Annotated in this window: 17 protein-coding genes and 2 pseudogenes; 13 read left to right on the top strand and 6 right to left on the bottom strand. The window is 42.0% G+C overall.

What is annotated here, in order from left to right; translation table 11 throughout:
- The first annotated feature begins 327 nt into the window (after positions 1–327).
- The 3 genes from HC643_RS01980 to HC643_RS01970 all read left to right on the top strand — a co-directional run bounded on the left by HC643_RS01980 (position 328) and on the right by HC643_RS01970 (position 8,243).
- Complete coding sequence (locus tag HC643_RS01980; protein WP_167844603.1) at positions 328–1,473, top strand: RHS repeat domain-containing protein; 1,146 nt, start codon at positions 328–330, stop codon at positions 1,471–1,473.
- Positions 1,474–2,660: 1,187 nt separating this feature from the next.
- Positions 2,661–5,360 (top strand): bifunctional acetaldehyde-CoA/alcohol dehydrogenase, encoded by a 2,700-nt coding sequence (gene adhE / locus HC643_RS01975; protein WP_038071962.1) that lies wholly within the window; start codon positions 2,661–2,663, stop codon positions 5,358–5,360.
- A 60-nt stretch (positions 5,361–5,420) separates the two neighbouring features.
- Positions 5,421–8,243 (top strand): bifunctional acetate--CoA ligase family protein/GNAT family N-acetyltransferase, encoded by a 2,823-nt coding sequence (locus tag HC643_RS01970; protein ID WP_038071961.1) that lies wholly within the window; start codon positions 5,421–5,423, stop codon positions 8,241–8,243.
- 3 nt (positions 8,244–8,246) lie between these two features.
- Here HC643_RS01970 and HC643_RS01965 read toward each other — a convergent pair whose 3' ends face one another.
- Together HC643_RS01965 and HC643_RS01960 are read right to left on the bottom strand one after the other, a co-directional pair.
- Positions 8,247–8,603, bottom strand: a complete 357-nt coding sequence (locus HC643_RS01965) for a hypothetical protein (RefSeq protein ID WP_237265813.1) — start codon at positions 8,601–8,603, stop codon at positions 8,247–8,249.
- A gap of 250 nt (positions 8,604–8,853) precedes the next feature.
- The gene (locus HC643_RS01960) at positions 8,854–9,174 is read right to left on the bottom strand and encodes a TMEM14 family protein (protein ID WP_038071992.1); all 321 of its coding nucleotides are present in this window, start codon (positions 9,172–9,174) and stop codon (positions 8,854–8,856) included.
- Between the two features lie 193 nt (positions 9,175–9,367).
- Between HC643_RS01960 and HC643_RS01955 the strand changes: the two genes are divergently transcribed.
- The 7 genes from HC643_RS01955 (at position 9,368) to HC643_RS01925 (ending at position 20,950) form a co-directional block, all read left to right on the top strand.
- On the top strand, positions 9,368–10,699 hold the full coding sequence (locus HC643_RS01955; RefSeq protein WP_167844602.1) for an ATP-binding protein: 1,332 nt from the start codon (positions 9,368–9,370) through the stop codon (positions 10,697–10,699).
- Between the two features lie 119 nt (positions 10,700–10,818).
- A complete protein-coding gene (locus HC643_RS01950) occupies positions 10,819–12,126 on the top strand; it encodes a tellurite resistance TerB C-terminal domain-containing protein (RefSeq protein ID WP_167844601.1) in 1,308 nt (435 codons plus the stop codon).
- 71 nt (positions 12,127–12,197) lie between these two features.
- Complete coding sequence (locus HC643_RS01945; protein WP_038090808.1) at positions 12,198–13,535, top strand: ATP-binding protein; 1,338 nt, start codon at positions 12,198–12,200, stop codon at positions 13,533–13,535.
- Between the two features lies 1 nt (position 13,536).
- The gene (locus HC643_RS01940; protein ID WP_038090806.1) at positions 13,537–15,744 is read left to right on the top strand and encodes a DEAD/DEAH box helicase; all 2,208 of its coding nucleotides are present in this window, start codon (positions 13,537–13,539) and stop codon (positions 15,742–15,744) included.
- Positions 15,745–15,883: 139 nt separating this feature from the next.
- A complete protein-coding gene (locus tag HC643_RS01935; RefSeq protein ID WP_038090857.1) occupies positions 15,884–17,206 on the top strand; it encodes an aromatic ring-hydroxylating dioxygenase subunit alpha in 1,323 nt (440 codons plus the stop codon).
- Entirely contained in the window at positions 17,207–18,358 is a 1,152-nt protein-coding gene (locus HC643_RS01930) for an alanine--glyoxylate aminotransferase family protein (RefSeq protein WP_038090803.1), read from the top strand.
- A 294-nt stretch (positions 18,359–18,652) separates the two neighbouring features.
- Entirely contained in the window at positions 18,653–20,950 is a 2,298-nt protein-coding gene (locus tag HC643_RS01925) for an RNB domain-containing ribonuclease (RefSeq protein WP_050045137.1), read from the top strand.
- A gap of 114 nt (positions 20,951–21,064) precedes the next feature.
- Here HC643_RS01925 and HC643_RS01920 read toward each other — a convergent pair whose 3' ends face one another.
- The gene (locus HC643_RS01920) at positions 21,065–21,622 is read right to left on the bottom strand and encodes a Uma2 family endonuclease (RefSeq protein ID WP_038090801.1); all 558 of its coding nucleotides are present in this window, start codon (positions 21,620–21,622) and stop codon (positions 21,065–21,067) included.
- A 123-nt stretch (positions 21,623–21,745) separates the two neighbouring features.
- Between HC643_RS01920 and HC643_RS01915 the strand changes: the two genes are divergently transcribed.
- Positions 21,746–22,375, top strand: a complete 630-nt coding sequence (locus HC643_RS01915) for a hypothetical protein (RefSeq protein WP_167844600.1) — start codon at positions 21,746–21,748, stop codon at positions 22,373–22,375.
- A gap of 4 nt (positions 22,376–22,379) precedes the next feature.
- Here HC643_RS01915 and HC643_RS01910 read toward each other — a convergent pair.
- Positions 22,380–22,685, bottom strand: a pseudogene (locus HC643_RS01910) (Uma2 family endonuclease); the annotation flags it as partial.
- 35 nt (positions 22,686–22,720) lie between these two features.
- On the opposite strand from HC643_RS01910, the gene HC643_RS42490 reads away from it, so the two are divergent.
- The gene (locus HC643_RS42490; protein WP_408019846.1) at positions 22,721–22,906 is read left to right on the top strand and encodes an NACHT C-terminal helical domain 2-containing protein; all 186 of its coding nucleotides are present in this window, start codon (positions 22,721–22,723) and stop codon (positions 22,904–22,906) included.
- 6 nt (positions 22,907–22,912) lie between these two features.
- On the opposite strand, the gene HC643_RS01905 is transcribed toward HC643_RS42490, so the two are convergent.
- Together HC643_RS01905 and HC643_RS01900 are read right to left on the bottom strand one after the other, a co-directional pair.
- The gene (locus HC643_RS01905) at positions 22,913–23,521 is read right to left on the bottom strand and encodes a Uma2 family endonuclease (RefSeq protein ID WP_038090798.1); all 609 of its coding nucleotides are present in this window, start codon (positions 23,519–23,521) and stop codon (positions 22,913–22,915) included.
- Between the two features lie 282 nt (positions 23,522–23,803).
- Positions 23,804–24,577: pseudogene (locus tag HC643_RS01900) on the bottom strand (Rpn family recombination-promoting nuclease/putative transposase).
- A 1,156-nt stretch (positions 24,578–25,733) separates the two neighbouring features.
- Here HC643_RS01900 and HC643_RS41960 point away from each other — a divergent pair.
- Positions 25,734–25,859 carry a hypothetical protein gene (locus HC643_RS41960; RefSeq protein WP_272899688.1) on the top strand — a complete coding sequence of 42 codons (126 nt, stop codon included), beginning with the start codon at positions 25,734–25,736 and terminating at the stop codon, positions 25,857–25,859.
- The last annotated feature ends 259 nt before the right edge of the window (positions 25,860–26,118 follow it).

The following is a 26,118-nucleotide window of genomic DNA, read 5'->3' as shown; positions in this document are numbered from 1 at the left end:
CCAGGATTTAAAATCTTATGCTTTTGCACCTGACTTGATCGTAAACAATGTCGGGGAACTCGATTTAGACGAATGGCTGGACGGACCTGCTTCTTTTTTGCACGAGCAGGTGAGTAGGAATGGGAAGTTGGTGGTGGAGAATTAAGTACAAGACTGAATGCTGCCAGGGTGAACCTGGCAGCATTTGCCTTTGCTAGGTGTAGTAAATGTTAAATTTTCAAACAATATACTTTTAAAATTGCGTGGTGTTATTTTATCCCCTATCATGACATCAGCAATTGCAGTACCCAGGCTGGCGACAATGTAGCCGACGCCTTCAGCATGCGCATGACCTACCAAACTGCCGACTATACCGAAACCCCACAGTACAATGGCAACATTGCCAGCTTGAGTTGGCGCGCCCCACTGGGTACTTATCGCGACATCCAGGGTTACCACTTTACCTATGATGCCGCCAATCGACTCAAAAGTGCTCCTTTCTGGGAACGTACTTCTGGCTCCCCAACGATGACCGACAAATACTCCGAGTCGAATATCAACTACAACCTGAATGGCAACATCACCCAGTACTACCGCCGGGGTCTAACCACGGGCACCACCTATGCCTTGATTGATCAAATGGTGTACTACTACGATGCCAACAATCCTGATCGCCTCAATCGGGTACTTGACTTGGCCAACGCCACCAACCGCCCTTACGGCTTCAAACCCAAGGGATCGGGTAGCTTCTACTACGGCTACGACAATGCAGGCAACCTCACCTCGGATGAGCACAAGGATATGACCGTGGCCTACAATGCACTCAACCTCCCCGACGTTTTTACTTTTACAAACGTCACACCCAACAACAAAATCGAAATCGTGTACAACGCCGCAGGTGAAAAACTGGAAAAACAGGTGTATACCGGAGCCACATTATCCACGCACAAGCGCTACGTGATGGGGATTGAGTACACGGGAGCGAATCTGGAGGCGATTTACCATGCCGAAGGGCGGATAGTAGCCATTGGAGGTGGGGTGTTCCAGTACGAATACACCCTCAAGGATCATTTGGGCAATAGCCGAGTAAGTTTTGCGGCCAATGGGACGGCGATACAACTGCTGCAAGAGAATCATTATTATCCCTTTGGGATGGAAATGAAGGGAGCTTGGATTGCACAATCGGGCACGGAGAATGGTTATCAATACAATGGAAAGGAATTGAATGAGGATTGGGGACTGAATTGGAGTGATTATGGGGCAAGGTGGTATGATGCGAGTATTGGAAACTACAGGAGTGTTGTTTTCAGGAGTTGGATTGGAAACTACAGGAATAGTGCTGCTACCAGTAGGATATTTTGTGTATTGGTATACTGTAGTGTTTTTTTGTGCCTCCTTATCGATCGGCAGTTGACTCATTTGTACACTGCTATCAATAATGACTGGCAATGCATCGCTTGTCTCATTGAATTTATTATTTCCTGCTTTAACTGAGTAAGCTACTAATTGAGTATTGGGATATTGACTCAAAACTTTATTTGGGTCATAACTCATAATCCCATCAGGAAAATTATCAATTTTCACTCTGCTAATTGTTCCAGAAGGGGACTGTAAGAACAAAACGATATGTGATATTGAATATTTATCTGGAGCATTGATAGCCAAAGTTTGTACGGCGGCAACAGAGCTACTAATTGATGCAATAATTGTTGCTAAACCAATCATAGATCCTGCTGTAGAAGCAAACAAAAATTTAGTCACTGTGCGCTTAATCATTTTTCACTTCCCAATTATTTAAAAAAACTTTTTAGTTGATGTCTCTCAACTGAATCAAGACTAACATTGGCAAAAATCTTTTTAAATCGGGATAATAACTGAACTTCTTTTATGTCAGAAATTCAATCAATATCTAGAAAAATAAAGAAAAAAATACCAAAATCCTAAGTGTTTAAAAATCCTTAATAAAGAAAATATGAAAGTAGCAACGCTTAACTTGACTGAAATATTTTCTTTACATGAAGGTGTTTGGTAATAAAAATTCATATGATAATGTGTCTTATGTTACTAAAATCTTGAAAAAAGTATGGTCGTAGAAAAGTCAGTTTTTTAGAAATGAATCTTTAATGCGATCGCTCGCGAACATCATTGTCTTTCTTATTTCTCAATACCCAGGTTTATCTCAAAAAATATGGTATATTTTTTTACTTTTTCTTAAAAGGTTTTCTGTAGTTATGGTATCATTGTCTAAATTCAACCTAAGTACTTACCCGGTTTTCCAGAGTACCCGCGTGGTCAGCCCAAAACCTGGTTTCTATCTGTTGGCACCTTAATCTAGAGATTGGTGAGTCCCTGCCTACCTAAGAGATTACCTATGGGCATAGGGCTGGCATTGCCAACCCTACAAAAATCGTTAAGCTTAGCGCAGAAAGGCGTAATAATAAAACGTTTCCTTTTTAAATAGGTACTATGACGCCTGTCAGTACCTAGTTAATAGGGATTGTACCTATTTCTTTCGCCAACGTGCGTGTTCAGATCCTTTCAACAATCGGGGATCGTTCAGCGCCTCACAATGAATTTGGTTAAGTACTAATTCTTCACAAGTTCCTCAATTTTGCCTTCTAACTTTACAGGTGAGGCAAGTGAATATTCCACAAATATTTCACAAAGGACACAAACAAACTATGAGAGTTACAAATCTCGAAGAACTAGAACAACTTATCCAACGCGTTAAAGCAGCTCAAGAAGTCTTTGCCACCTACACTCAACAGCAAATAGACCAAATTTTCAAAAAAGCGGCTCAAGCTGCGAACGCCCAACGCATACCCCTAGCAAAAATGGCGGTTGCGGAAACAGGCATGGGCATTGTAGAAGACAAAGTTATTAAAAACCACTTTGCATCTGAATATATTTATAACAAGTACAAGCAAGAACGTACTTGTGGCGTTATTGAAGACGATAAATCTTTTGGTATTCAAAAAATTGCGGAACCAGTAGGGATCGTAGCTGGAATTGTTCCTGTCACCAACCCAACATCAACCACTATCTTCAAAGCTCTAATTTCTCTCAAAACACGCAACGCCATTATCTTTTCTCCTCACCCCCGTGCGCCTCGTTGCACTATAGAAGCGGCAAAAATAATTCTAGAGGCGGCTGTGGCTGCAGGTGCGCCTGAAGATATCATTGGTTGGATTGATGAACCGACGGTGGAACTCTCGAAAGCATTAATGCAACACCCTGAAGTGAAGCTGATTTTGGCAACGGGTGGACCCGCTATGGTGAAAGCAGCTTATTCATCGGGACATCCATCATTGGGTGTAGGTGCTGGAAACACTCCAGCTGTCATTGATAGTTCTGCAGATATTCAAACGGCAGTTAGCTCGATTACGATCAGTAAAACCTTTGATAATGGGATGATTTGCGCTTCCGAGCAGTCTGTCATCGTTGTGGATTCAGTATACGAGCAAGTTAAACAAGAATTTATCCGTCGTGGTGCTTATGTTTTGACAGGGGAAGAAAAAGAAAAATTAGGCAATTTAGTGCTTAAAGAGGGTCGTTTGAATGCAGCGATTGTCGGACAATCGGTAGAGTCTCTTGCAAATTTGGCAGGAATTGACCTAAAACGGGTTGCGATCGCAAATCATGGCGAACAAGTCTATTGTCCACTACCCACCAGTTACAAAGTTTTAATTGCTGAAGTAGAAGACATTGGGAGTCACGAACCTTTTGCTCATGAGAAGCTATCGCCAATACTTGCAATGTATCGAGCCAGAAACTACCACGAAGCAGTTCAAAAAGCTCAAAAGTTGGTGGCTTTTGGCGGTCCCGGACACACTGCAGTCCTTTATACAGACCCGGCGAATCTAGATGATATTGTTTACTTTGAGAACACTCTTAAGACAGCACGACTGCTCATCAATACTCCTTCTTCTCAAGGTGCGATCGGCGACCTCTACAACTTTAAACTCGATCCTTCGTTAACTTTAGGTTGTGGGACTTGGGGCGGGAATACAGTTTCAGATAACGTAGCTCCTCACCACTTACTAAATATTAAAACGGTGTCAGAACGACGGGAAAATATGCTCTGGTTCCGCGTACCACCCAAAATCTACTTTAAGTACGGCTGTTTACCTGTAGCATTGCGCGAGCTAGCTGATAAAAAACGAGCTTTTATCGTCACTGACAAACCGTTATTTAATTTAGGCATCTTAGAGAAGGTAACTAAAGTTCTAGATCAAATCGGAGTTAGTTACGATATCTTCCACGATGTTGAACCCGATCCTACACTCTCCAATGTCGAGCGGGGGCTTGCTTTACTTAGAAACTATCAACCAGATGTGATTATAGCTGTTGGTGGTGGTTCGCCCATGGATGCTGCTAAAGTCATGTGGTTGATGTACGAACATCCAGAAGTTGAATTTGAAGGGTTGGCGATGCGGTTTATGGATATCCGCAAGCGAGTTTACGAACTCCCCGCACTGGGTCAAAAAGCAACAATGGTAGCGATCCCCACGACTTCTGGAACGGGTTCGGAAGTGACACCCTTTGCAGTGGTTACAGATGACCGTGTGGGAGTGAAGTATCCTCTTGCTGATTATGCCTTGACTCCAAACATGGCAATTGTCGATCCTGAGTTAGTGCTGAGCATGCCCAAGCAACTCACAGCTTACGGTGGTTTGGATGCTCTCACCCACGCTCTCGAATCTTATGTATCGGTTTTAGCAACGGAATTTACAGAAGGGTTGGCGCTTGAGGCTATTGGGCTACTGTTTAAGTATTTGCCACGTTCTTATAAGAACGGTGCTAAAGACCCAGAGGCAAAAGAGAAAGTCCACTATGCAGCTACAATTGCTGGAATGGCATTTGCAAATGCGTTTTTGGGAGTTTGTCATTCCATGGCTCATAAGTTGGGATCGACTTTCCACGTTCCTCACGGTTTGGCAAATGCACTGCTGATTTCTCACACGATCCGCTACAACGCTACAGATATACCCTTTAAGCAAGCTATCTTCCCACAATATAAATATCCTCATGCCAAAGAACGGTACGCAGAGATTGCCGATTATCTAAAATTGGGTGGCAATACTCTTGAGGAAAAAGTGGAGAAACTTGTTGAAGCCGTGGAAAACTTGAAGCGGGAAGTTGAAGTTCCCAGCACGATTAAAGAAACTCTTAACGAGACCGAACAAGAGTTTTATGCCAAAGTTGAGGAAATGGCGGAACGTGCGTTTGATGACCAATGCACCGGAGCAAATCCACGTTATCCTCTGATTGACGACCTGAAGGAATTGTATATTTTGGCTTACTTGGGCTGTAAGAAAAGTGCGGCTCCATTCCATGAAGAATCGATAGCAACACCTACGACTGAATTAGCAACAAATTAGGACGCCTGTAAAGATGCGCTATGGCGTGTCTTTACAAAGCTTAAACAAGGAATTTCCATCATGCAACAGTTAACGGAACGCACGCCAGACCGAGCATACGACATTCTCCGCTCGGAATACCGCCCTCTGGATGCTATTTTTACACCCAAAGCGATCGCAGTCATTGGAGCAACAGAAAGACCGGGGAGTGTTGGACGTACCGTACTTTGGAATCTCATCAGTAATTCTTTTGGCGGTACGGTATACCCCGTCAATCCGCAACGCCGTAATGTTTTGGGAATTAAAGCATATCCCAACATTGCGGAAGTCCCAGAACAAGTAGATTTAGCTGTGATTGCGACACCAGCTCCTACGGTTCCGGGAATCATCAGTCAATGTGTTGGTGCGGGAGTCAAGGGCGCAATCGTTTTATCAGCCGGTTTTAAGGAAACAGGAGCGGCTGGCTTTGAATTGGAACAGCAAGTTCTCGAACAAGTCCGCCAGGGTAAAATGCGACTGATCGGACCTAACTGTCTGGGTGTTATGAATCCCATTACGGGTTTAAATGCTACCTTTGCTAATGGCATGGCTCGACCCGGTACGGTTGGTTTTATCAGTCAAAGTGGAGCACTTTGTACTTCTATTTTGGATTGGAGCAGACGTGAAAATGTAGGTTTTAGTGCTTTTGTCTCCATTGGCTCCATGCTGGATGTAGATTGGGGCGATCTGATTTACTATCTCGGTGATGACCCGCAAACACAAAGCATAGTGATTTACATGGAATCTATTGGGAACGCCCGTTCGTTCCTTTCAGCAGCACGGGAAGTCGCCCTTACAAAACCAATTATTGTGATTAAAGCAGGTCGTACTGAAGCCGCCGCACAAGCAGCCGCTTCTCATACAGGGGCTTTAGCTGGTAGTGATGCTGTTCTAGATGCTGCGTTTCGTCGTTGTGGCGTACTGCGAGTGAATAGTATCGCCGACTTGTTTGATATGGCAGAGGTGCTCGCAAAGCAGCCCCGTCCAAAAGGACCGCGCCTCACAATTATTACCAATGCTGGAGGACCGGGTGTTCTAGCAACTGATGCTCTTATTGGTAGTGGTGGAGAATTGGCAGATTTATCTCCCGATACGCACTCAGCTTTAGAAAAGATCTTGCCACCACATGGCAGTCACAGCAATCCTATCGATATTTTGGGTGATGCCGATCCAGAACGGTATATTCAATCACTGGAAATTGCTGCGGGCGATCGCAACAGTGATGGATTGTTAGTCATACTCACGCCTCAGGCTATGACCGACCCAAGCCAAACAGCCAAAAAGTTTCAAGCTTCTGTAGCGACTTTACAAACAACATCCCTGCGCGGTAAGCCCATTCTTGCCAGTTGGATGGGTGGAACCGATGTAGCAGAAGGTGAAAGTATTCTCAATCAAGCAGGTATTCCCACTTATAATTATCCTGATGCGGCAGCTCGAGCATTTAGCTATATGTGGAAGTATAGCTATAACTTAAGAGGTATTTACGAAACGCCAGTTTTACCGTGTGCTTTTGGGGAAGGTGTGCTCAACCGCACTCAAGTTGAACAAATTATTCAAAACGCCCAACAGGAAAACCGAGCTCTTCTCACCGAGTTTGAATCAAAACAGGTGCTAGCAGCTTACGGCATTCCTACAGTACAAACGTGTATTTCTACAAGTGAAGAGCAAGCAGTTGCTTGTGCAGAAGCGATTGGTTACCCTGTAGTTGTTAAATTACTTTCCAAAACCATTACTCACAAGACTGATGTTGGTGGCGTGAAGTTAAATCTTACCGACGCTGACGAAGTTCGGAGTGCTTACCGTTCCATTCAATCTTCTGTTGGTAAATGGGCAGAAAGCAGAAGACAATCAGACACACCCCCCTCCCCCTCTCCTCTCTTTGAAGGAGTCACCGTACAACCCATGGTCAAACTTGATGGCTATGAGTTAATTGTTGGTAGCAGTATAGATCCGCAGTTTGGTCCGGTGTTAGTGTTTGGTACGGGTGGTCAACTTGTAGAGGTATTTAGCGATCGCGCGATCGCTCTTCCACCACTCAACAGTACGTTAGCACGCCGGATGATGGAGCAAACCCGAATTTACAAAGCACTCCAAGGAGTTCGGGGGCGGGAAGCAGTCGATATGGGAGCATTAGAGCAACTGCTAGTGAGATTTAGTCAACTTGTCGTCGAGCAACCGTGGATTAAAGAAATTGATATTAATCCCTTATTGGCAAAACCCGTAGCAGGAAATGAAAATTCCCCACACCCTTCTCTGATTGCTTTAGATGCTCGTATTGTTTTACACGATGCAGATACGGATCTAGAGCAACTACCAAAGCTTGCTATTAAACCTTATCCAACCCAATATGTGGCTCCTTGGACATTAGCAGATAGTACTCCAGTCACCATTCGCCCCATCCAGCCAGAAGATGAACCTTTGTTAGTAAAATTTCACAAAACTTTATCTGAAGAAAGCGTTTATTTTCGCTATTTCCACATGATTAAGTTGAAATCTAGAGTGGCTCACGAACGGCTCACGCGGATGTGTTTCATTGATTACGATCGCGAAATGGCACTTGTTGCCGATTATATCAATCCCCAAACTGGAGAACATCAGATTTTAGCAGTTGGGCGGTTGAGCAAATTGCACGGCAAAAATGAAGCAGAATTTGCCATGCTTGTGAGTGACCCATATCAGTGTCGCGGATTGGGAACGGAGTTAGTTCGACAACTCATACAAGTTGGTCGCGATGAAAAGTTAGAGCGAATTTCTGCCGAAATTTTGGCAGAAAACTACGGTATGCAAAGAGTTTGTGAAAAACTTGGTTTCCATATCTATCGCAGTTCTGAAGCTTCTGTAGTGAAAGCAGAAATTTGTATTTAATCATCAACCAAACCAATGAGAAGGAGCAAAGCTAGGGTCAAGTTCTTCAGTTATTTGACGGCTTAGCTCTTCTTCGTTTTTATGACAAATATTTTCAATTTCCCGATGAATTAAGCCTTTAATACATTCTTTTTCGTCCAAAGAACAAGGCAATGAATTCAGGCTAATGGATGATGGTTTTTGAGGAGTATCGACAACTACATAGCAATTAGAGATTTGACTCAGAACACGAGCAGTCAGTTCTTGGCGCAGGTCGGGAATCGAAAAAGCTTTTTGATAGGGATGATGGGGATAGGTTTCAAGAACCGCATCAATTTCTCTAACAATAGCAGCCAAAGTTAAATTAACAATAGTTTTCATAATTCCTCTCGCTTACCCTACGAGCCCTTTATCGGGACTTGTACGCGGGCTCTACTTTTATGCTTCCAATGTAGGTAATTAATATGAGAAACTTGTGAGGAAAAAGTATTGCATCGGTAAATCTATTGAATTAATATTAAGTTTTACAAATTTCCGCCTGCCACTCGTTCCCAGGCTCAGCCTGGGAACGAGGTGACGAGGTGATAGAAAGTTTTTAGGACTTATCAAAATTTACGGAGCGAGTCCTAATTCACTTCAACGCTGCCAATTGCTTTACCATAATTGCCAGTGCCAATGCACCTAGGGTAATCATCAATCCTGCAGGCATAAACTTTCGCGTTTTAGCTAATCGGAATGCGAAGAAAACAACTAAAATGGCAGTGATACCAGACGCTAAAATCACTCCCCAACTTTGTCCTTGAAATTGGACAAAAGCCGCGAAAAGCAGTAAGACACCGCTCAAACTACCACTTACAAGCGAAATCGTACTACTACTTTTGAAGTAGCCAATAATACCACCAAAAATGACTAAAATGCCGTAGGCAAGCGCTGCAACAATACCTAAAGTCATTGTTAAAACCTGTGTAGATTTTGATTTTGCTGCAAGCATCGGCAGAAAATCTACCATAACTCTCAACCAACATCACATTAAAATATACCAATCTGAAAAAAGAATGCTACAGATCATTGGATAAAAATAAGCTCTAGCAAGGCTTTATCAATCCAAAATCTACGCATCCACGCATCCAAAATGGTATTAATTGATGGATAATCAAGTAGTTGCAAAGGTTCAGTTTCTCCAACGTCAAGCAGCATCCCTTTTACTCTACCAATCTGTTCTTCACGGCGAAGCGGGGAAAGCATTTCTTGATTTGTTGCAAGCTATACGCTATATTGATGCGGATGCGCGAGGTTGTCTTCAAGCCTACGGCAGTTATTTCAAATGCTTAGCTGCAAGAGGTCAAAACTGGGAAGATTATCTCGTGACTCAAATCCTTAGAGATGACAATCCTTTTTCTCGACTTGCTCAAAAGCAAGAATTCGAGAAAATGCCATATTCTTTGATAGCAGCAGCAGAGCACGATTTACAAGCGCTGCAACGTCTTTATGAGTGCAGTAGCGCGACTTTAAGTGAGTGGGTGCAAGCCGGAGCATATTTACCTATATCACCAGTGGTGTGGTATGTGGAGCCAGAGGAGGCGGTGGGAGATAAGGAATTACCCGTAATAGAAAAACTACAATATTTAGAAAATTGGGCTGACGCAGTTGAAGAATTGGCTGTATATTATCGTAAATCCGGTACTGGTTTGTTGGCAGAGTGTCAAGCTTTGCGCTGGGAAGCAGGACAGTTTGTTGGAATATACCATCCCGATCCAATTCGTTTGAATCAATTGACCGGTTATGAGGCTCAAAAGGAAGCTTTGTTAAAAAACACTCAGTTTTTATTATCAGGACAGGTCGCCTTACACGTACTGCTGTACGGGAGCCGTGGTTCGGGAAAATCGTCTTTAGTCAAAGCTTTGTTAAATGAATATGGCGAACAAAACTTACGCTTGGTGGAAGTGGCAAAATCTGAATTAAAAGATTTACCAAAAATTGTGGAACAGTTACGCGGTTTACCACAAAAATTTATTATCTTTGTTGACGACCTTTCTTTTGAGGAAGATGATGATGCGTTTAAAGCGCTCAAAGTGGTGTTAGAAGGGAACTTGACAGCAAGACCTCAAAATGCCGTCGTATACGCCACCTCGAACCGCCGTCACTTAATTCGAGAATTTTTTGCCGATAGACCCTCTCCTAAGGAAAATGACGAAATTCATGCTTGGGATACCATGCAGGAAAAGCTTTCTTTTAGCGATCGCTTTGGTTTGACTTTGACTTTTGAACCAGCCGATCAAAAAACTTACTTGCAAATTGTCCGTCATCTTGCACTCAAAGCTGAAATTGGAATATCTCAGGAGGACTTAGAACGTCAAGCTTTGCAATGGGCGACCCGTCATAACGGTCGTTCCGGAAGGACAGCACGACAGTTTGTTGACTTCTTAAAATCAGATTTGGCACTATCTAGGGACTGGGAGCTAGGGATGGGGGACTAGAGACTGGGGACTAAAAAATCGATGACCAATCCCCCAATCCCCCAATTCCCCCATCCCCTTATCCCCAGAGGGGACTCCTACCTTCCCCAATCCTCTTTTTTAAAACCTTAACTATAACTATGTTAAAAACCAGCAGTCACCAATCAGCGATGGTCAGCAATCGGTTTATTATAGGTATAATTGCTTTTGGCGTCAGTTTTAGTCTCAGCCTCTTCCTGAGTTGGGATTTTAATAAAGCCTTTGTTACAGGTTTGGTCACCGTACCTGCGACTTATCTAGCTGCATTTTTTGTAGATAAACGACGCCGAAACAATGAAATGCTTGTTTTAGATTCTCTCCAAAGGAGAATTCAAGAACTTGAAGGGCTGAAATTTCGCATTGTTTCAGAAATTAAGCAACTTGAAGCACATAATGCTTTACTTTATTCAGAATCCGGTAAATTACAAAATCAGCTTGTAGAACGTCGCACTCAAAGAGATAGTCTTCATCGAGAACTTAGCTCTTTTTTCATAGAAAAGCAGAAGTTAGAAGCAGAAATTAATTATCTTCAAAACGAGCTACATACACTAGATAAGACAAAAGTAGACTTGAATCATTCTTTCTCTGCTCTCACTTCAGAAAAACGCCGTTTGGAATTAAATTGCAATGTGTCTCGTGTTGAGGTGACAAATTTACAAAATCAGCTTCTTGAACTTCAACAACAAAAACAAGAACTAGAAAGTAGTATTACCCTGCTTAACAGACTCAAGCCACCACTCGAAGAAAAATTGTATGAGTTGCGAATTGAAATTCACGAGATGGAAGTGCAAGAACAACAGCAATCTTTGTTACTGACAGCTAAAAAAGCTGAGCGAGAAAGCATAGAAGCAAGCTTAAATTCTTTACATGAAGAACTCACGGAGCAACGGAGAGAGCTAGAACAGTTACAAGGACAAGTTTCATTACTTCTTGAGGAACGCGACCAATTACAAAACCAGGTCTGGGAACTGCTCCAACAAATGGAAACTTTAACTTCCGATCCAACTTTTGATAATAATGAGCAAAACAGAGAAGCAGAGTTTTTCCCCTTCTCTGAGTTTATGGATTCTTTAGAACCAGTAAATAGTTTAGCAGATAATTTGGAAGATTCATCGGAAGAATGGGCTAAACTCGTAGAAAAGCTCCCAAATTATGAAATTCAGGTTTTAGCAGCTATACTAGAACAAGAGAACCCCAATCCTACAATAAAAAAGATCGCAGAAGACAACATCACAATGCCAAATTTGCTAATTGACTCTATCAACGAACTCGCTCGAGATACAATTGGTGAACTGTTAATTGATACAGCATCAGACAAGCCTGTAATTTATCAAGAGTACATAACAGATGTCAAAAAAGCGATCGCAATCCATCAAGATATAATGGCTAGGCAAACCTCAAGAAATTAAAGGCATCTACATATTTATATTCTCGTCACTGGATCTCAACCAAATAACGAGAATAGAACGAGGTGATTTACATGGCAAAGCTGAAAATATCAAAAAAAGTATCTACTGCTTTAATGAACTCTCTAGGTGCGGGAGTCGTACCGAGATTGGGGTTAGAGCATATAGCAGTAGGAAGAGAAAAAGAACTGAAAAGTTTATTGCAAAATCTTGATGATATAGCCGAGGGTGTAGCAGCATTTCGCTTTGTAGTTGGTAACTATGGTTCTGGAAAAAGCTTCATGCTACAGTTAGTCCGCAGCTATGCTATGGAGCAAGGTTTTGTAGTTGCTGATGCTGATTTATCCCTGGAACGCCGGCTTGCTGGAAGTAATAACGAAGGTTTGGCAACCTATCGAGAATTAATGAGTCACCTCGCCACAAAAACTCGCCCTGATGGTGGTGCTTTAGTTTCTATTTTAGAAGGATGGATTAACAAAATCCAACAAGAGGTCGCAAAAGAAAGTGGAATGCGTCCCAATGATGAAGGTTTTGACGACAAAGTAGAAGAGAAAATTCGAGAAGTAGTTCAGTATATCGAAGATTTAGTTCATGGTTTTGATTTTGGGAGCGTTATTGTCGCTTACTGGCGGGGCTATCGATTGGATGAGGATAATTTAAAAAATGCTGCTCTCAAGTGGTTGCGGGGGGAATTTACTACAAAAATTGAGGCAAAAGCAGCCTTAGGAGTTCGCGTTATTATTGATGATGAAACGTGGTATGACTACCTTAAGTTATTAGCCAAGTTTGTTGCTGAAATTGGTTATAAAGGGCTTATTGTTCTGCTTGATGAAGCCGTGTATTTGTACAAAATACCGACTACAGTAACCCGTGAAAAAAATTACAACAGATTGTTGGGAATGTTTAATGACACCATGCAATGTAAGGCAGAACATCTTGGAATTATTATTGGTGGAACGACAAGATTTTTAGAAGATCCCAATCGGGGACTTTTTTCTGATTCTGCTTGGCGAAGACGTACCAAAGAAAGCCGTTTTGCGTCACAAGCTGGAGTACAGGAATTTTTGGGTCCCGTACTGCGTCTGAATCCGCTTGTAGAAGAGGAAATTCTCATCCTTTTGCAAAGATTAGCTGAGATTCATGCATTTAATTATGGTTACGAGCAAACTTTGACAAATAGAGACTTGAAAGAGTTTGTCCGAGAAATTGTCAGTCGGTTAGGTGCTGAAGCTTTGCTGACTCCTGGTGAAATTGTACGGGATTTTATTAGTGTGGTAAATGTTCTCTACCAAAATCCCAATTTTACTTTTAAAACACTCATCCATGGCACTGATTTTAAACCGACTTCTATCAGAAAAAATATAAATATCAATGTAGATGAAGATGATGATGTTGCAGAAATAAGTCTGTGAAATGAGTGAGACTATTTTTTCCAAACTTGCACCCTTTATTCAGGAATATATTTACGATCGCAACTGGACTGAATTAAGACCAGTTCAAATCGAAGCCTGTAAAGTCATTTTTAACACTGATGCTCATTTGCTGGTGACGGCTGGAACAGCTGCGGGAAAAACAGAAGCGGCTTTTCTACCTGTTTTGACTGAATTGTACGATAATCCTGCGACTACAATTGGAGCTTTGTATATTGGTCCTATTAAAGCTCTAATTAACGATCAATTTGAACGATTGAATGACTTGTTAAAAGAAGCGGAAATACCTGTTTGCTGTTGGCATGGTGATGTTTCTCAAAGTCATAAAAACAAGCTTTTGAAAACCCCTAGAGGAATTTTGCAAATTACGCCGGAATCTTTGGAAAGTTTGTTAATTAACAAACACAATGAATTGTTTCGTCTGTTTGGAGATTTGCGGTTTGTCATTATTGATGAAATTCACGTCTTTATGGGTTCGGAACGTGGTTGTCAAATTCTTTGCCAGTTGACGCGCTTGGAGAGGGTAATTGATAAAGAACCTCGCAGGATTGGGTTGTCGGCGACGTTAGGGGATTATTCGATGGCTGAGGAGTGGTTGCGCTCTGGGACTAAAAGAGCGGTTGTTACTCCAAAAATGGAGGTGGGGAAGCGTCAAATTAAGTTGGCTGTGGAGCATTTTTATGTTGGTGATATAAACCGCAGAGGCGCTGAGGGCGCTGAGGAAAGAGAGGAGGAGCTAGGTGAGTGCGATCGCTATATTTTTAATTTGAGTCAGTCGCGAAAGTGTCTGATTTTTGCTAACAATAAGTCTCAGACGGAATCGGTTATTGGAGCATTGCGAAAAATTGCTCGTGAGGAGGGGGAGGACGATATTTATCACGTCCATCATGGCAGTATTTCTGCTCGTTTGCGTCAAGCGGCTGAAAGTGCTATGCGCGAACCCAATCGTCCGGCTGTCACAGCTGCAACCTTAACTTTGGAATTGGGTATCGATATCGGTTATTTGGAACGTGTCATTCAGTTGGAATCTCCTTTTTCTGTTGCTAGTTTTTTACAAAGGTTGGGTCGTACTGGGAGAAGAGGAGAAGCGGCTGATATGCGTTTTGTCTGTGCTGAAGAGGAGATCTCTTCGGAAAAGTCTTTACCAGAACAAATCCCTTGGCAACTTTTACAGTGTATTGCTATTATTCAACTTTATTTAGAGGAGCGTTGGATTGAGCCAATTAAGAATCCTAAATATCCCGTGAGTTTGTTGTATCAACAAATGATGAGTATTTTATTATCTGAAGGTGAAATGTCACCTTCTCACTTGGCAAAAAAAGTTTTAAGTTTGCCCATTTTTGGCAATATTTCTAGAGAAGATTTTAAATTATTAATAAATTACTTAATTGACATCAATCATGTCCAGTTAACGGAAAAAGGTAACGTAATTCTTGGTTTGACAGGGGAAAAAGTTGTTGGAAAATTTCAATTTTATGCTGTTTTTTCTGACGCTCGGGAGTATGCTGTCAAACAGGGTAATACGGACATTGGCAGTATCTCTACACCAATCCCTGTAGGAAATGTCTTCGCTTTGGCGGGTAGAACTTGGGAAGTTACGGAAGTTGATTTCAAAAAAAGGATTGTTTTGGTAAAACAGGGAGAAGGTCAATCAAGTATTTACTGGCGTGGGGGTAGTAGCACTATTCATACAAAAGTTTTGCAAAGAATGCGTCAAGTTTTGTGTGAAGAGACAGAATATAGCTATTTACAAAAAAATGCCTTACAAAGATTGCATTCGGCTCGCAAATTGGCAAAAGACTCTGGATTGGATACAAGTTATATCGTGCAATTAGAAAAAGGTAAGTGTTGTATTTTTCCTTGGATGGGGACTGTTGCTTATCGAACTTTAGAAAGATTGCTGAACTCTTTTTGTCGGGAATCTCTAGAAATTAAAAGTATGAGTGGCAATAATCCTTATTTTTTAATAATAAAACTAGCGCCAGAAAAATTAAAATATTTGCAATCGGAAATTCTTTCCCTATGCGAGCAAAGAATTCCCAATGCAGCTTTAGTCAGTACTTCTGAAGCACCGCAGATGCAAAAGTATGATGAATTTATTCCTTACCCACTTCTACGGAAAGCATTTGCTAACGATTATTTAGATATGATGGAGCTTAGAGAATGTTTTAAAAGTTCTGGGCGAATATAAGTCGCTACTATACAAATAAAGTCTGCCTGCGCGGACTACTAGTTAAAGAATCAAGGTTTTGAAACCCACGTAGGTGGGTTTTGTTTGTATAGCCGCGAACTATATTCGCAAATGCACAAAACCGAACACAATGGTAGATATGCAATCCGAATTTAATTTTTTTCAACACTGGTATCCCCTATCACCAATAGAAGATCTTGACTCAACGCGACCAACACCAGTCAAGCTTTTGGGACTCCGTTTGGTCATTTGGAAACCAAAGTCATCTGAAAATTTTCAAGTCTTTTTAGATCGATGTCCCCACCGTCTTGCACCGTTGAGTGAAGGTCGAATTGACGATAAAACTGGCAATTTAACGTGCAGCTATCACGGGTGGCAATTTGATTCTCAAGGGATTTGCACTCACGTTCCCCAAGCAGAAAAGCCGGAACTGTTGACAGAGAACAAACAACTATGTGCGATCGCATTTCCTTGCTGTCAGGAAAATGGTTTACTCTGGGTTTGGCCTGATGTCAGTTCTGCCGAGCAAGCCGCCAATACACCGTTACCTCTATCGCCACAGCTCGATGCTAGTAAAGGGTTTGTGTGGTCTTCTTTTGTCAGGGATTTGGATTATGACTGGCAAACCCTTGTAGAAAATGTAGCAGACCCCAGTCACGTTCCTTTTGCACATCATGGAGTTCAGGGCGATCGCTCAAAAGCAGCTCCTATCGACATGAAAGTTGTACAATCAACACCAAACTTGATTCAAGTCGCCAGTCAAGGATTGTACAAAACAAGCATTACTTTTGAGCCACCCTGTCACTTGGAATATGCCATTAGCTTCGGTAACCAAGGAAAACAGGTAGGGCTTGTAACTTATTGCATACCAGTGGCTCCAGGGAAATCGAGGATTGTAGGTCAGTTTCCCCGTAACTTTGCCAAAACCCTTCACCATCTCATACCTCGTTGGTGGGATCACATTCAAAACCGAAATGCGGTGTTGGATGGAGATATGATTTTTTTACACCAGCAAGAGTATTTTCTCCAACAGCAACAAGGTAATTGGAAAACTGCATACAAACTACCCACAAGTGCAGATCGCTTGGTTACTGAGTTTCGGAAATGGTTCGATACATATTGTCAGGGACAGTTACCTTGGAGCGAAGTTGGAATCAGTGTTCCAGCAAATTCGACAATCAACGAGAATCGTCAAGAATTACTCAATCGCTACAGGCAACACACTCAACATTGTAGTAGCTGTCGAAATGCGCTGAAAAACATACAGCGCCTGCAATGGATTCTTTTGGGATGCTTTGTCATGATTGTTTCAGCAGTTGCTACCTTTCCCGATGCACTGCGAGCAAGACTCGGTGTACCCCTGATTGTTTTAGCACTTTTGAGCCTATCCGTTTACGCTTGGCTCAAATTCTCCCTAAGCCCTAAATTTTACTTTGTAGACTATGTACACGCTGAGAAATAAATAATGCAAACACTGTCAATTAACAACAACCAACGTCTGCAACTAGCACCTCTTGCAGTTCCATCTCGTCTTCTGTTGGGACCGGGACCATCCAACGCCCATCCTGCAGTTCTTGAAGCCATGAACACTTCTCCATTGGGACACCTCGATCCTGCGTTTTTGGGGCTGATGGATGAAATTCAGTCACTGTTGCGCTACGTATGGCAAACGGAAAATCCTTTGACTATTGCGGTTTCAGGTACGGGAACTGCTGCAATGGAAGCAACGATCGCTAACACTGTAGAACCTGGTGATGTTGTGTTGGTTGGTGTGATGGGTTACTTTGGCAATCGTCTTGTGGATATGGCGGGGCGATATGGTGCAGATGTCAGAACGATCGCAAAATCTTGGGGACAAGTGTTTACTCTGGAGGAATTGCGGAGTGCGTTGGAAACTCATCGTCCGAGCCTGTTGGCTTTAGTTCATGCTGAAACTTCTACAGGCGCACGTCAACCTTTGGAGGGAGTTGGCGATCTGTGTCGTGAATTTGGGTGTCTGCTACTGGTAGATACGGTGACCAGTTTGGGTGGCGTTCCTATCTTTTTAGATGAGTGGGGAGTTGACTTGGCGTACAGTTGCAGCCAAAAAGGTTTGGGCTGTCCGCCAGGAGCTTCACCATTTACAATGAGCCCCCGTGCTGTGGAGAAATTGCAAAAGCGCCCGAATAAGGTAGCTAACTGGTACTTGGATATGACGTTGTTGAACAAATACTGGGGTCAAGAACGCGTTTATCACCATACTGCGCCCATTAATTTGTATTATGCTTTGCGGGAGGCATTGCGCTTGGTTGCAGAAGAGGGATTGGAAAACTGCTGGCAGCGCCATCAAAAGAACGTAGAATATCTTTGGGAAAGGTTGGAGAATTTGGGGTTAACTTTGCACGTTGAGCGAGAATTTCGCCTTCCCACGCTGACCACAGTTCGCATTCCAGAAGGCGTCGATGGTAAAGCGATCGCTCGGCAGTTACTGAACGAGCACAATATTGAAATTGGGGGAGGATTGGGCGAACTCGCAGGTAAGGTTTGGCGTGTTGGGCTGATGGGTTTTAACAGCCGTCAAGAAAGTGTTGATAAATTTATAGACGCATTGGAGAAAGTAGGGGTCAAAGGTTAGGAGAACGGTACCCTTGTTCAGGTAAAACCCATTAAAATGGAGCTTTTTCTCGTTACAGGGCTGCTTGCCTTGTAACGCAATCTAAATAAAGATTTATTACCCCTCATTGCCACTCATAAAACTGTTTGAACTCTCTTACAGAAAATGCAACGCTCTTAACGTGAAGAAAATCCCAAGAATTACGAAAAATATTTTCAAAAGAGTAAACTTTAACAGCGATACTCAGTTAAAGCTGTGTGGAGCATTTTGATAAACTCGCTAAAATAAAGTGTATTTGTACTACTTGTAAGACATATGCAACAAAGAGTAGGAGTCTTTGGCTTTACAATCGACGGTGAAACCTCTAAGGACTTAGACGATGCAATTTGGATCGAGCAACAAAACGAAGGAGTCCTGCTGTCTATCCACATTGCTGATGTAGCTGCTCATGTGAAGAAAGATAGCTACATCGATCGCAATGCTTATAACAAAATAGAAACGAGATATAGAGCTAGTAGTGTGAGTCCCATGCTGCCCAAGCATCTAGCAGAAAACGATCTCAGTTTGTTGGAAAAGCAAACACGGGATACTGTAACAGTACAAGTTCGGCTGTCAGATAGTGCAGAAATTTTAGAAACTAGAATTTTTGAATCGGAACTTTGTAGCTTGAGGAGATTTTCTTACGCTGAAGCAGATGCTGCTTTGAAAAATCGGGATGACGATTTCCACGAAACTTTAAAACTTTGTCAATTGGTAGCAAAAAAACTAACCATCAGACGTCAAGAACAAGGCGCGATTGCTATCTCATTAAGCGATAGTTTACTAGTCACTGAAGATGGTCGTTTGCTCGCGGTTGAGTATAAAAGCCAGCAAATTATCTCCGAATTTATGATTCTCTGTAACTTTGCGGTAGCCAACACTATGGCGGACTGTGGAATCAACATGGTGTATAGAAATCATTCAGCTAAGGAGATCGCTCCCGATCGCAAGCGCATCTTAGAATCAATATCTGTTGTGGCTTCTATGGGCTACATTCAGTCGTTGCTAGTTAATTGGATGAACAAGGCTGAATATAGCCCTACTTTGGCTGGACATTTTGCTTTATCAATACCTGCTTATTGCCATTTTACATCTCCCATTAGACGGTATGTCGATCTGGTCAACCATAGAATAATCAAGGCTTGGTTAAACGGACAAAAACTTCCTTACACTAAAGCAGAGCTTCAAGAAATTGCGATTAAAGCAACTGAATATCGCAATAGTTTACAAGAAGATAAGGATGCATATTTTTCAGGAGAAAAGAAAAAACAGTACGAAAAAAGTATAGTTTCTAACGAGTTTAAAGAACTGCCTCCAAAAGATTTTTCTCGCATAGTTAAATATGTTGCCAAGCAGAACACTGTTGAAACTATAATTGATGAAATCAAGCGGAGAGCGCAAGAGAAAATACTACAAGCTTCAGATTTTACTTACCTTCTATTTTACGCTCAAGATAGTAACGTTCATGAAATAGTCTGCTCGGCTTTAAACGAAACTCCCAACCTAGCAGTTTCAGCACTGACTATACAGTGTCAAAAGGAAGAAAACTGGAAGATAGAAGATTCTATTGTTGATGAAGGTACGGAATTTTGTACTTGGTTTGTTGTCAGTATTGATGGTGTGGCACTCACAACAAAACAAGGTACCACAGATTTATGGAAGGCAACTAGCCGCAATAGAGCAGCAGTTTTCTGGATTCAGGAGTATCTTCGTGGTAGTTTGGTTCACCTTAATGAACGAGAATTGCCTCCTAAGGTGGAAAGCAATCTACAGCCATCAGCTGCGCTTTGCGATCGCCTAGTTATGCAAGAACTGACTCCAAAAGAGTTTAGCCGCGAGGTTAAGCGAGCCATTGAAAATAATACGGTTGAAAGCATAATTGATGAAATTGAACGGCGGGGAACACAAGAACTTTTGCAAGCCTCAGACTTTACTTACCTTTTATTTCACAGTACAGAAACTCGGGTACACGAGACAACTTACTCGGCTTTAACCAAAGTTCCTCACATGGCAGTCTCCGCACTGATGATGCAAACTCAAATTAATACAAGTTGGAAGATAGAGAACTCTATTGTTGATGAGGGCAAAGAATTCTGTACTTGGTTTGTCGTCGCGGTTGATGGTTTGGTGCTGACAACAAGAGAGTGTGCGATCGCCCCAGGAAAAGCAGCGAGTCGCAACCAAGCAGCCGTTTTTTGGGTGCGGGACTATCTTGGCGATCGCTTAGTGAATCCCAGTGAAAGAGCGTTACCCGTCAAGGTCAAAACTGAGGTTCAAAAACCCATTGTCATAGAGACTGTGGACTTGAACGCTCCCGATCTCAATTTTATCGGACTCCTTCAAGAGCTGGTTATCAAGCTCAAGCAACAAGAACCAAAATATACCTTTACTCAGCTAGGAAGCGGGGGTTTTCGCTGTCGCTGTCAGATTAAATTGTTTGAGCAAGAAATCCTCACTTCCGCTGATTATCCTAACAAGAAAACAGCCAAACAACTTGCTGCTAAAGATGCTTACACTCAAGCAATGGAAGTTTTGGAATCCGTACCGAATTTAGTTTTCAGCAAAATCAGTTGATTAAACATGGATATTGCACTAACCGCAGTCTGTAGCTGATGGATGCAGATAAATTTGTACCTCAATAAACTGGGAAACGCTACAGTTACGTGCTGCGTGCTGTACGGTTGCAAGTCAATCAAATTCAGGAGGCCACAACTCTGATACTGTCAATTCCCATCCCGGCAACAAGTCTGGTAGCGTCAAGCGATCGCTATCCCTTAAAACTGTGGGGCTTTGAGCGAGCCGATAAACTGTAACAGTTCGCTCATCGGGGTCAATCAAGATACCAACAGTACTTCCAAGTTCTAGAAAAAGTTGAATTTTTTCTACCAAAACCTTAATGCGGTCTGTTTTGGATTTCACTTCAACTGTTAGGTCTGGAACTAGCTCTACAAAATCACGCTTGGTCTTTTTTAAGCGATCGGCTTTGACAAACGACACGTCAGGAGCGCGTAAGTCCCGCTCGCCCTGCTCTTTTGTAGTTGGCAAAATAAATCCAGCACTAGAACCTGTTACTCTTCCTAGTTTGCGAGGACGTACCCAATTGGCAAGCTGCCGTGCAAACTCCAAGCCAACTTCTTCTGATTCGTAATCTGATGGACCCATAACAACAATACTCCCATCCACCAGTTCCATTTGCCAGTCTGGGTGCTCTATTTGTAACTCTTGTAAATCCGCAATGGTAAACATGGTCGCGATCGCTATTTCTTTTTAATTTATCGTAATTGCGTAGGTGTAAGTTTGCATATAAAGGCTTATCGCCTACTGGTTTCGATAGAATGGGCTTATTGTTTTAGTGAGGAGATCGACACCATGCCTAAGGTTTTAGATCCAAATGAATCCTATACCTTTAGCAAGTATTTTGATTTGCCTTACTCACCTGAAGATATTTTGGCAGATTTGGGCTGTACTTTCGAGCGCACGGATCTCGAAGATCTCCCCTACTCACAACGTGAATTAGATTGGTTAACTGAACTCGCACACACTATGCGGCGCAGATTGAAACGGGTGAATACAACCACCGAACAAGCCCGCCGTGAAGCATTAATTTTTCCGTTGCTCGATCGGATTTGCGATCTCTTAGATTATTCAATCAATATTGAGTATACTCTTAATGTAAGTAATTGGTTGAAAGGCTCCTTGGATTACTATATTCCCAGTCCGAGTCATCTTCTAATTATTGAAGCAAAACAATCGGATTTGACTAAAGGCTTTACTCAACTTGCCGTTGAATTGATTGCGCTCGATCGCTGGATAGAAAGTGAGAGTCCGATTTTGTACGGTGCAGTTTCGACTGGGGAAATTTGGCGATTTGGTTTTTACGAGCGCAACTTGCATCATGTGGTGGAATGTTTACCACTGCATCCAGTTCCTCAGGATTTAGAGTTTGTAACGCGGACGATTATTGGGATTTTGCAGGGAGAACCAAAGAAGATGCAGTAGTGGCTAGCTCTACAAAATCACGCTTGGTCTTTTTTAAGCGATCGGCTTTGACAAACGACACATCAGGAGCACGCAAGTCCCGCTCGCTCTGCTCTTTTGTAGTTGGCAGAATAAATCCAGCACTGGAACCTGTTACCCTTCCTAGTTTGCGAGGACGTACCCAATTGGCAAGCTGTCGCACAAACTCGGCACCAATCTCTTCTGATTCGTAATCTGATGGACCCATAACAACAATACTCCCATCCACCAGTTCCATTTGCCAGTCCGGGTGTTCTGTTTGTAATTCTTGTAAATCCGCAATGGTAAACATGGTCGCGATCGCTATTTCTTTTTAATTTATCGCAATTGCGGGGCAAGAAGAATCGCAGCATTGCTCGGCATTGGCTATTGAGCCACTCTCAAAAGGAACTGTTGCACCAGTACTACGACGTTAATAAGTTACTGGTTAACTGTCTCAATAGCGGTTGTTGGATTTGTGCTTCACTCACTCTGATGCGATCGACGCCTCATGGCATCAAAGGTTTAAACTAAGTATATTCAGGTAGGTTGAAAAACTTGCTCTGCTGTCAAATTTAATTCCGGGAATGTTGGTGAAGAGATGAGATCGCCGTTTCTAAACTGAGTGACTTGGTATTCGCCCTCGACTAAGGAATAAATGGAGATAGTTGGTTGCTTGGGGTTGCCAATAAACCGACGACCGCCAAGAGCGAGATAATCGACAATCCAATATTCGGGTATCCCAATCTCTTCGTATTTACCAGCCTTTGTCAAATAATCATCCCGCCAGTTAGTACTTACGACCTCAACGATTAAGGGAATTGACGCGCCTTGAGTGATGGTAGATTCTTGTTTCCACAGCGGTTCGTTAACTAGGTTGAGCCGATTCAGTATCACCACATCTGGTGAATAAGCCGATTCATTTTCCGGTGGTTTAACTAATGCAGTCTTGGGTATGAAGTAGGGCAGCTGCAACCTTGCGTATTCAACAGCTAGCTTTGTCACCAAAGATCCCGTTACTTCTTCATGGTCTCCTGTTGGCTGCGACATCTCAACAATCGCTCCATCGTGCAGTTCATAGCGTCCATTGTCCGGTTTCCACCGAACAAATTCTTCAAAGGTTACTAGTTGGCGTAAGGTTTGCGTCATTGCTCGTCCCCTCCTCTGTAAAGTAAGGTCAATCAAATTCAGGCGACCACAAGTCCGATACTGTCAATTCCCATCTCAGCAACAAATCTGGTAGCGTCAAGCGAGCGCTATCCTTTGATACTTAAGTTTCGTCATTTTATAATTTTTCAGATCTAATCTAGAATGTATCAGTTTTAACAATTATGCGAGCGCTTAACTGTAGGAATCAAGAAACCTGGTTTCTCAAAGAAATCAGGTTTCTGAGGCAATCCTTAAAATCAAATTTCTATTTCTGCAAGAAATCTATAGTTCTTCTGCGACCTTTCTGACTTCTTCAAGATCTAGTTCTAAAGATTCAGCAATTTCCTGAATGCTTAATCCTTTCTCCAGTAATTTTGGTACAACTTTTAACTTAGTTTTTTTCAGGACGCTTTGATAATAGCCAGTTTTTTCTATATCTTCACCTAAGTTCAGCATAGTTTGAATCTCCTCTTTGGTAAGATTTGGGAATTTATAGACTACAACGCTTTGGATAAATGTTAACACTTTCAGAAGAAGGTTTTGCTCGGTTAATTCTTCTCTTGCTTGACTGACTAGTTTTTGAGCTAAGGGAGGAGCTTTTTTGGGATTTTCTACAAATAACTTTATAATTCCTATCCCTAAAGAGTCATCTGTTTGACTGCTGAGTTCGTTTAGGTAAATACGGCGTACATGATTTTCCATTAAAACCTGATACCGAGCATGGGGTGGACTTTCATGGCTGCGCCTGTCGTAGATAACAATTGCATACCAATCTGAGTTTGTCGGTTTATACTGACGAAAGTAAACGAAAATTTCTCCAAAAAGCCGTTCGTAAAATTCTTCATCCTTGTATGTTTGTAGTTCTACAAAATATAATGGTTCATTTTCAAAACCTACTAGGGTAGAAAACAGTCCGTCTAATCGAAAGGATTGTTGTTTAATTTCGATCGCAGTAAATTTTTAGATATTAGGGTTTGTGTCAGGTTTACCAATCAGTTCAAAAAAAACTTGTGGAAGTTCTTGAATGAGTTCGTAGAAAAGTATGTCTGTTTTCATAAGTACGAATTACGCATTACGAATTATTCTATCCCAAGCTTCCAGCACTAATCTTTGTGTGCGGTATTCTCCAAACTGCTTAATTTCGTTATTTTTCAACACGCGGAACGTTTTACTAGGAAAGTCTTCACCGTAGACATCAGCAGGGTCTAGAATATATTGCAATTCATCACGGGTCAGTCCGTAGAGTTTTGCATAATATGCGTCTAATTCTGCTCTTAAGAATGCGCGTCTGTTGGGGTTCCAAATACATGGTTCCGTTATATTTTAGTGCAGTAGTTTTTGTGACTGTAGCACATCAGTCACTTCTACCCCCAAAACTATTGGGGGTTATTTTTTTACGTCCTCTTAAAGAAAAGACTGTGGTGCGATCGCGTCCACGTTAAGTCAGCTCAGTTGCGTTCGCAAAGTGTCTCTGAAGGAGGTTCGCAATCGGGAGATTATTTTGATTTTTTGACCCCTTAAACTGAACGCAGTTTTACCTTGATTTTAAAAAAAGTATTTATACTCATGCCATATCAATAATAGAAATGACCTTATCATCATCATCATCAGGCTCATATTCCAAAAGTTCCCCAGGCTGACAATTTAAACGCCTTACAAATGCTGTTGTTGTACTTGTAAATTCACAAATTGATGTCGTTTCTTGATTCCTAAAACTATTGCTTTACAAGGATTTTTGTATACTATAATTTCTTACTACTTTTTGTTTTTTCACATATTATAAAGGGAAAGGGATGTAAATTATTCATGCGTATTTGAGGGGGAGAAAGCGCTTACCGTCGGCAAGCGCTTTCTCCTCCTCACAATTATTATCATTCTTCTTTAAAATCACTTTCACCTTTAGGTTAAAAAGACTAGGCTGATATGGAAACGCCCCTAGTGCGCGGATTGTTGCTAGAGATGCAGAGTGGTTTGTAAAATTCACCTTTTGTCTTGAGATCGCTCATCTAACTCACACCCCGACCTTATTTGGCTCCAGAGATGAGGTTATTAGCTTGAAGCCTCTTGCTCCAATTTATCCATCTCTTTCGCAATAGCATCCCAAGGCGCAAACCGACTCCTTACCAGCAACCAAATGTCCTCATCAAAGCACCTTTCATAACGACGCGATAGCTTCGATCCTGCCCTTTGGACAGATCGCCCATTCCACTTGATGCGTCCAAAAAAACTGAAGTTCAGCACTATGGGCGAGCATATGTTTGAAGTGTATTGCGATCGCACCTCTGAAGGAAAAGGTAACAATAACTCTCTCCATGTATTGGGAGTTGAAAGATTTTAAACTTGACTAAGCAACAATATACAAACTGGGATTGATTTAAATTTGGATGGGTTGAAAGGGTTCAAATCCGCCTGCTTGGTTTGCACTACCTTATTTAAGGTTTTAAGATATTAGGTGAAGCTCAACCTTTACTTGTAGCAATTTTGCTATGGTTTCTTGGGCAGTTAAATCAAAATCAAACTTAGCGACATTTAATTTGTGAACAGTTATGGAGAATGCTTTTGCGACATGAATTTGTGAACAACGACATTTAATTTGT

It is taken from the genome of Tolypothrix bouteillei VB521301 (assembly GCF_000760695.4).
GTDB classification, from domain to species: domain Bacteria; phylum Cyanobacteriota; class Cyanobacteriia; order Cyanobacteriales; family Nostocaceae; genus Scytonema; species Scytonema bouteillei_A.
This window is presented reverse-complemented; position numbering and strand designations above follow the sequence as displayed.

Excerpts from the sequence above, each read along its gene's own strand:
- HC643_RS01905 (WP_038090798.1), bottom strand. The coding sequence starts at position 23,521 with ATGACGCAAACCTTACGCCAACTAGTAACCTTTGAAGAATTTGTTCGG.
- HC643_RS01965 (WP_237265813.1), bottom strand. The coding sequence starts at position 8,603 with ATGAAAACTATTGTTAATTTAACTTTGGCTGCTATTGTTAGAGAAATT.
- HC643_RS01980 (WP_167844603.1), top strand. The coding sequence starts at position 328 with ATGACCTACCAAACTGCCGACTATACCGAAACCCCACAGTACAATGGC.
- HC643_RS01950 (WP_167844601.1), top strand. The coding sequence starts at position 10,819 with ATGTTAAAAACCAGCAGTCACCAATCAGCGATGGTCAGCAATCGGTTT.
- HC643_RS01955 (WP_167844602.1), top strand. The coding sequence starts at position 9,368 with ATGGATAATCAAGTAGTTGCAAAGGTTCAGTTTCTCCAACGTCAAGCA.
- HC643_RS01925 (WP_050045137.1), top strand. The coding sequence starts at position 18,653 with ATGCAACAAAGAGTAGGAGTCTTTGGCTTTACAATCGACGGTGAAACC.
- adhE (WP_038071962.1), top strand. The coding sequence starts at position 2,661 with ATGAGAGTTACAAATCTCGAAGAACTAGAACAACTTATCCAACGCGTT.
- HC643_RS01940 (WP_038090806.1), top strand. The coding sequence starts at position 13,537 with ATGAGTGAGACTATTTTTTCCAAACTTGCACCCTTTATTCAGGAATAT.
- HC643_RS01935 (WP_038090857.1), top strand. The coding sequence starts at position 15,884 with ATGCAATCCGAATTTAATTTTTTTCAACACTGGTATCCCCTATCACCA.
- HC643_RS01915 (WP_167844600.1), top strand. The coding sequence starts at position 21,746 with ATGCCTAAGGTTTTAGATCCAAATGAATCCTATACCTTTAGCAAGTAT.
- HC643_RS01920 (WP_038090801.1), bottom strand. The coding sequence starts at position 21,622 with ATGTTTACCATTGCGGATTTACAAGAGTTACAAATAGAGCACCCAGAC.
- HC643_RS01970 (WP_038071961.1), top strand. The coding sequence starts at position 5,421 with ATGCAACAGTTAACGGAACGCACGCCAGACCGAGCATACGACATTCTC.
- HC643_RS41960 (WP_272899688.1), top strand. The coding sequence starts at position 25,734 with ATGCGTCCAAAAAAACTGAAGTTCAGCACTATGGGCGAGCATATGTTT.
- HC643_RS01960 (WP_038071992.1), bottom strand. The coding sequence starts at position 9,174 with ATGACTTTAGGTATTGTTGCAGCGCTTGCCTACGGCATTTTAGTCATT.
- HC643_RS01945 (WP_038090808.1), top strand. The coding sequence starts at position 12,198 with ATGGCAAAGCTGAAAATATCAAAAAAAGTATCTACTGCTTTAATGAAC.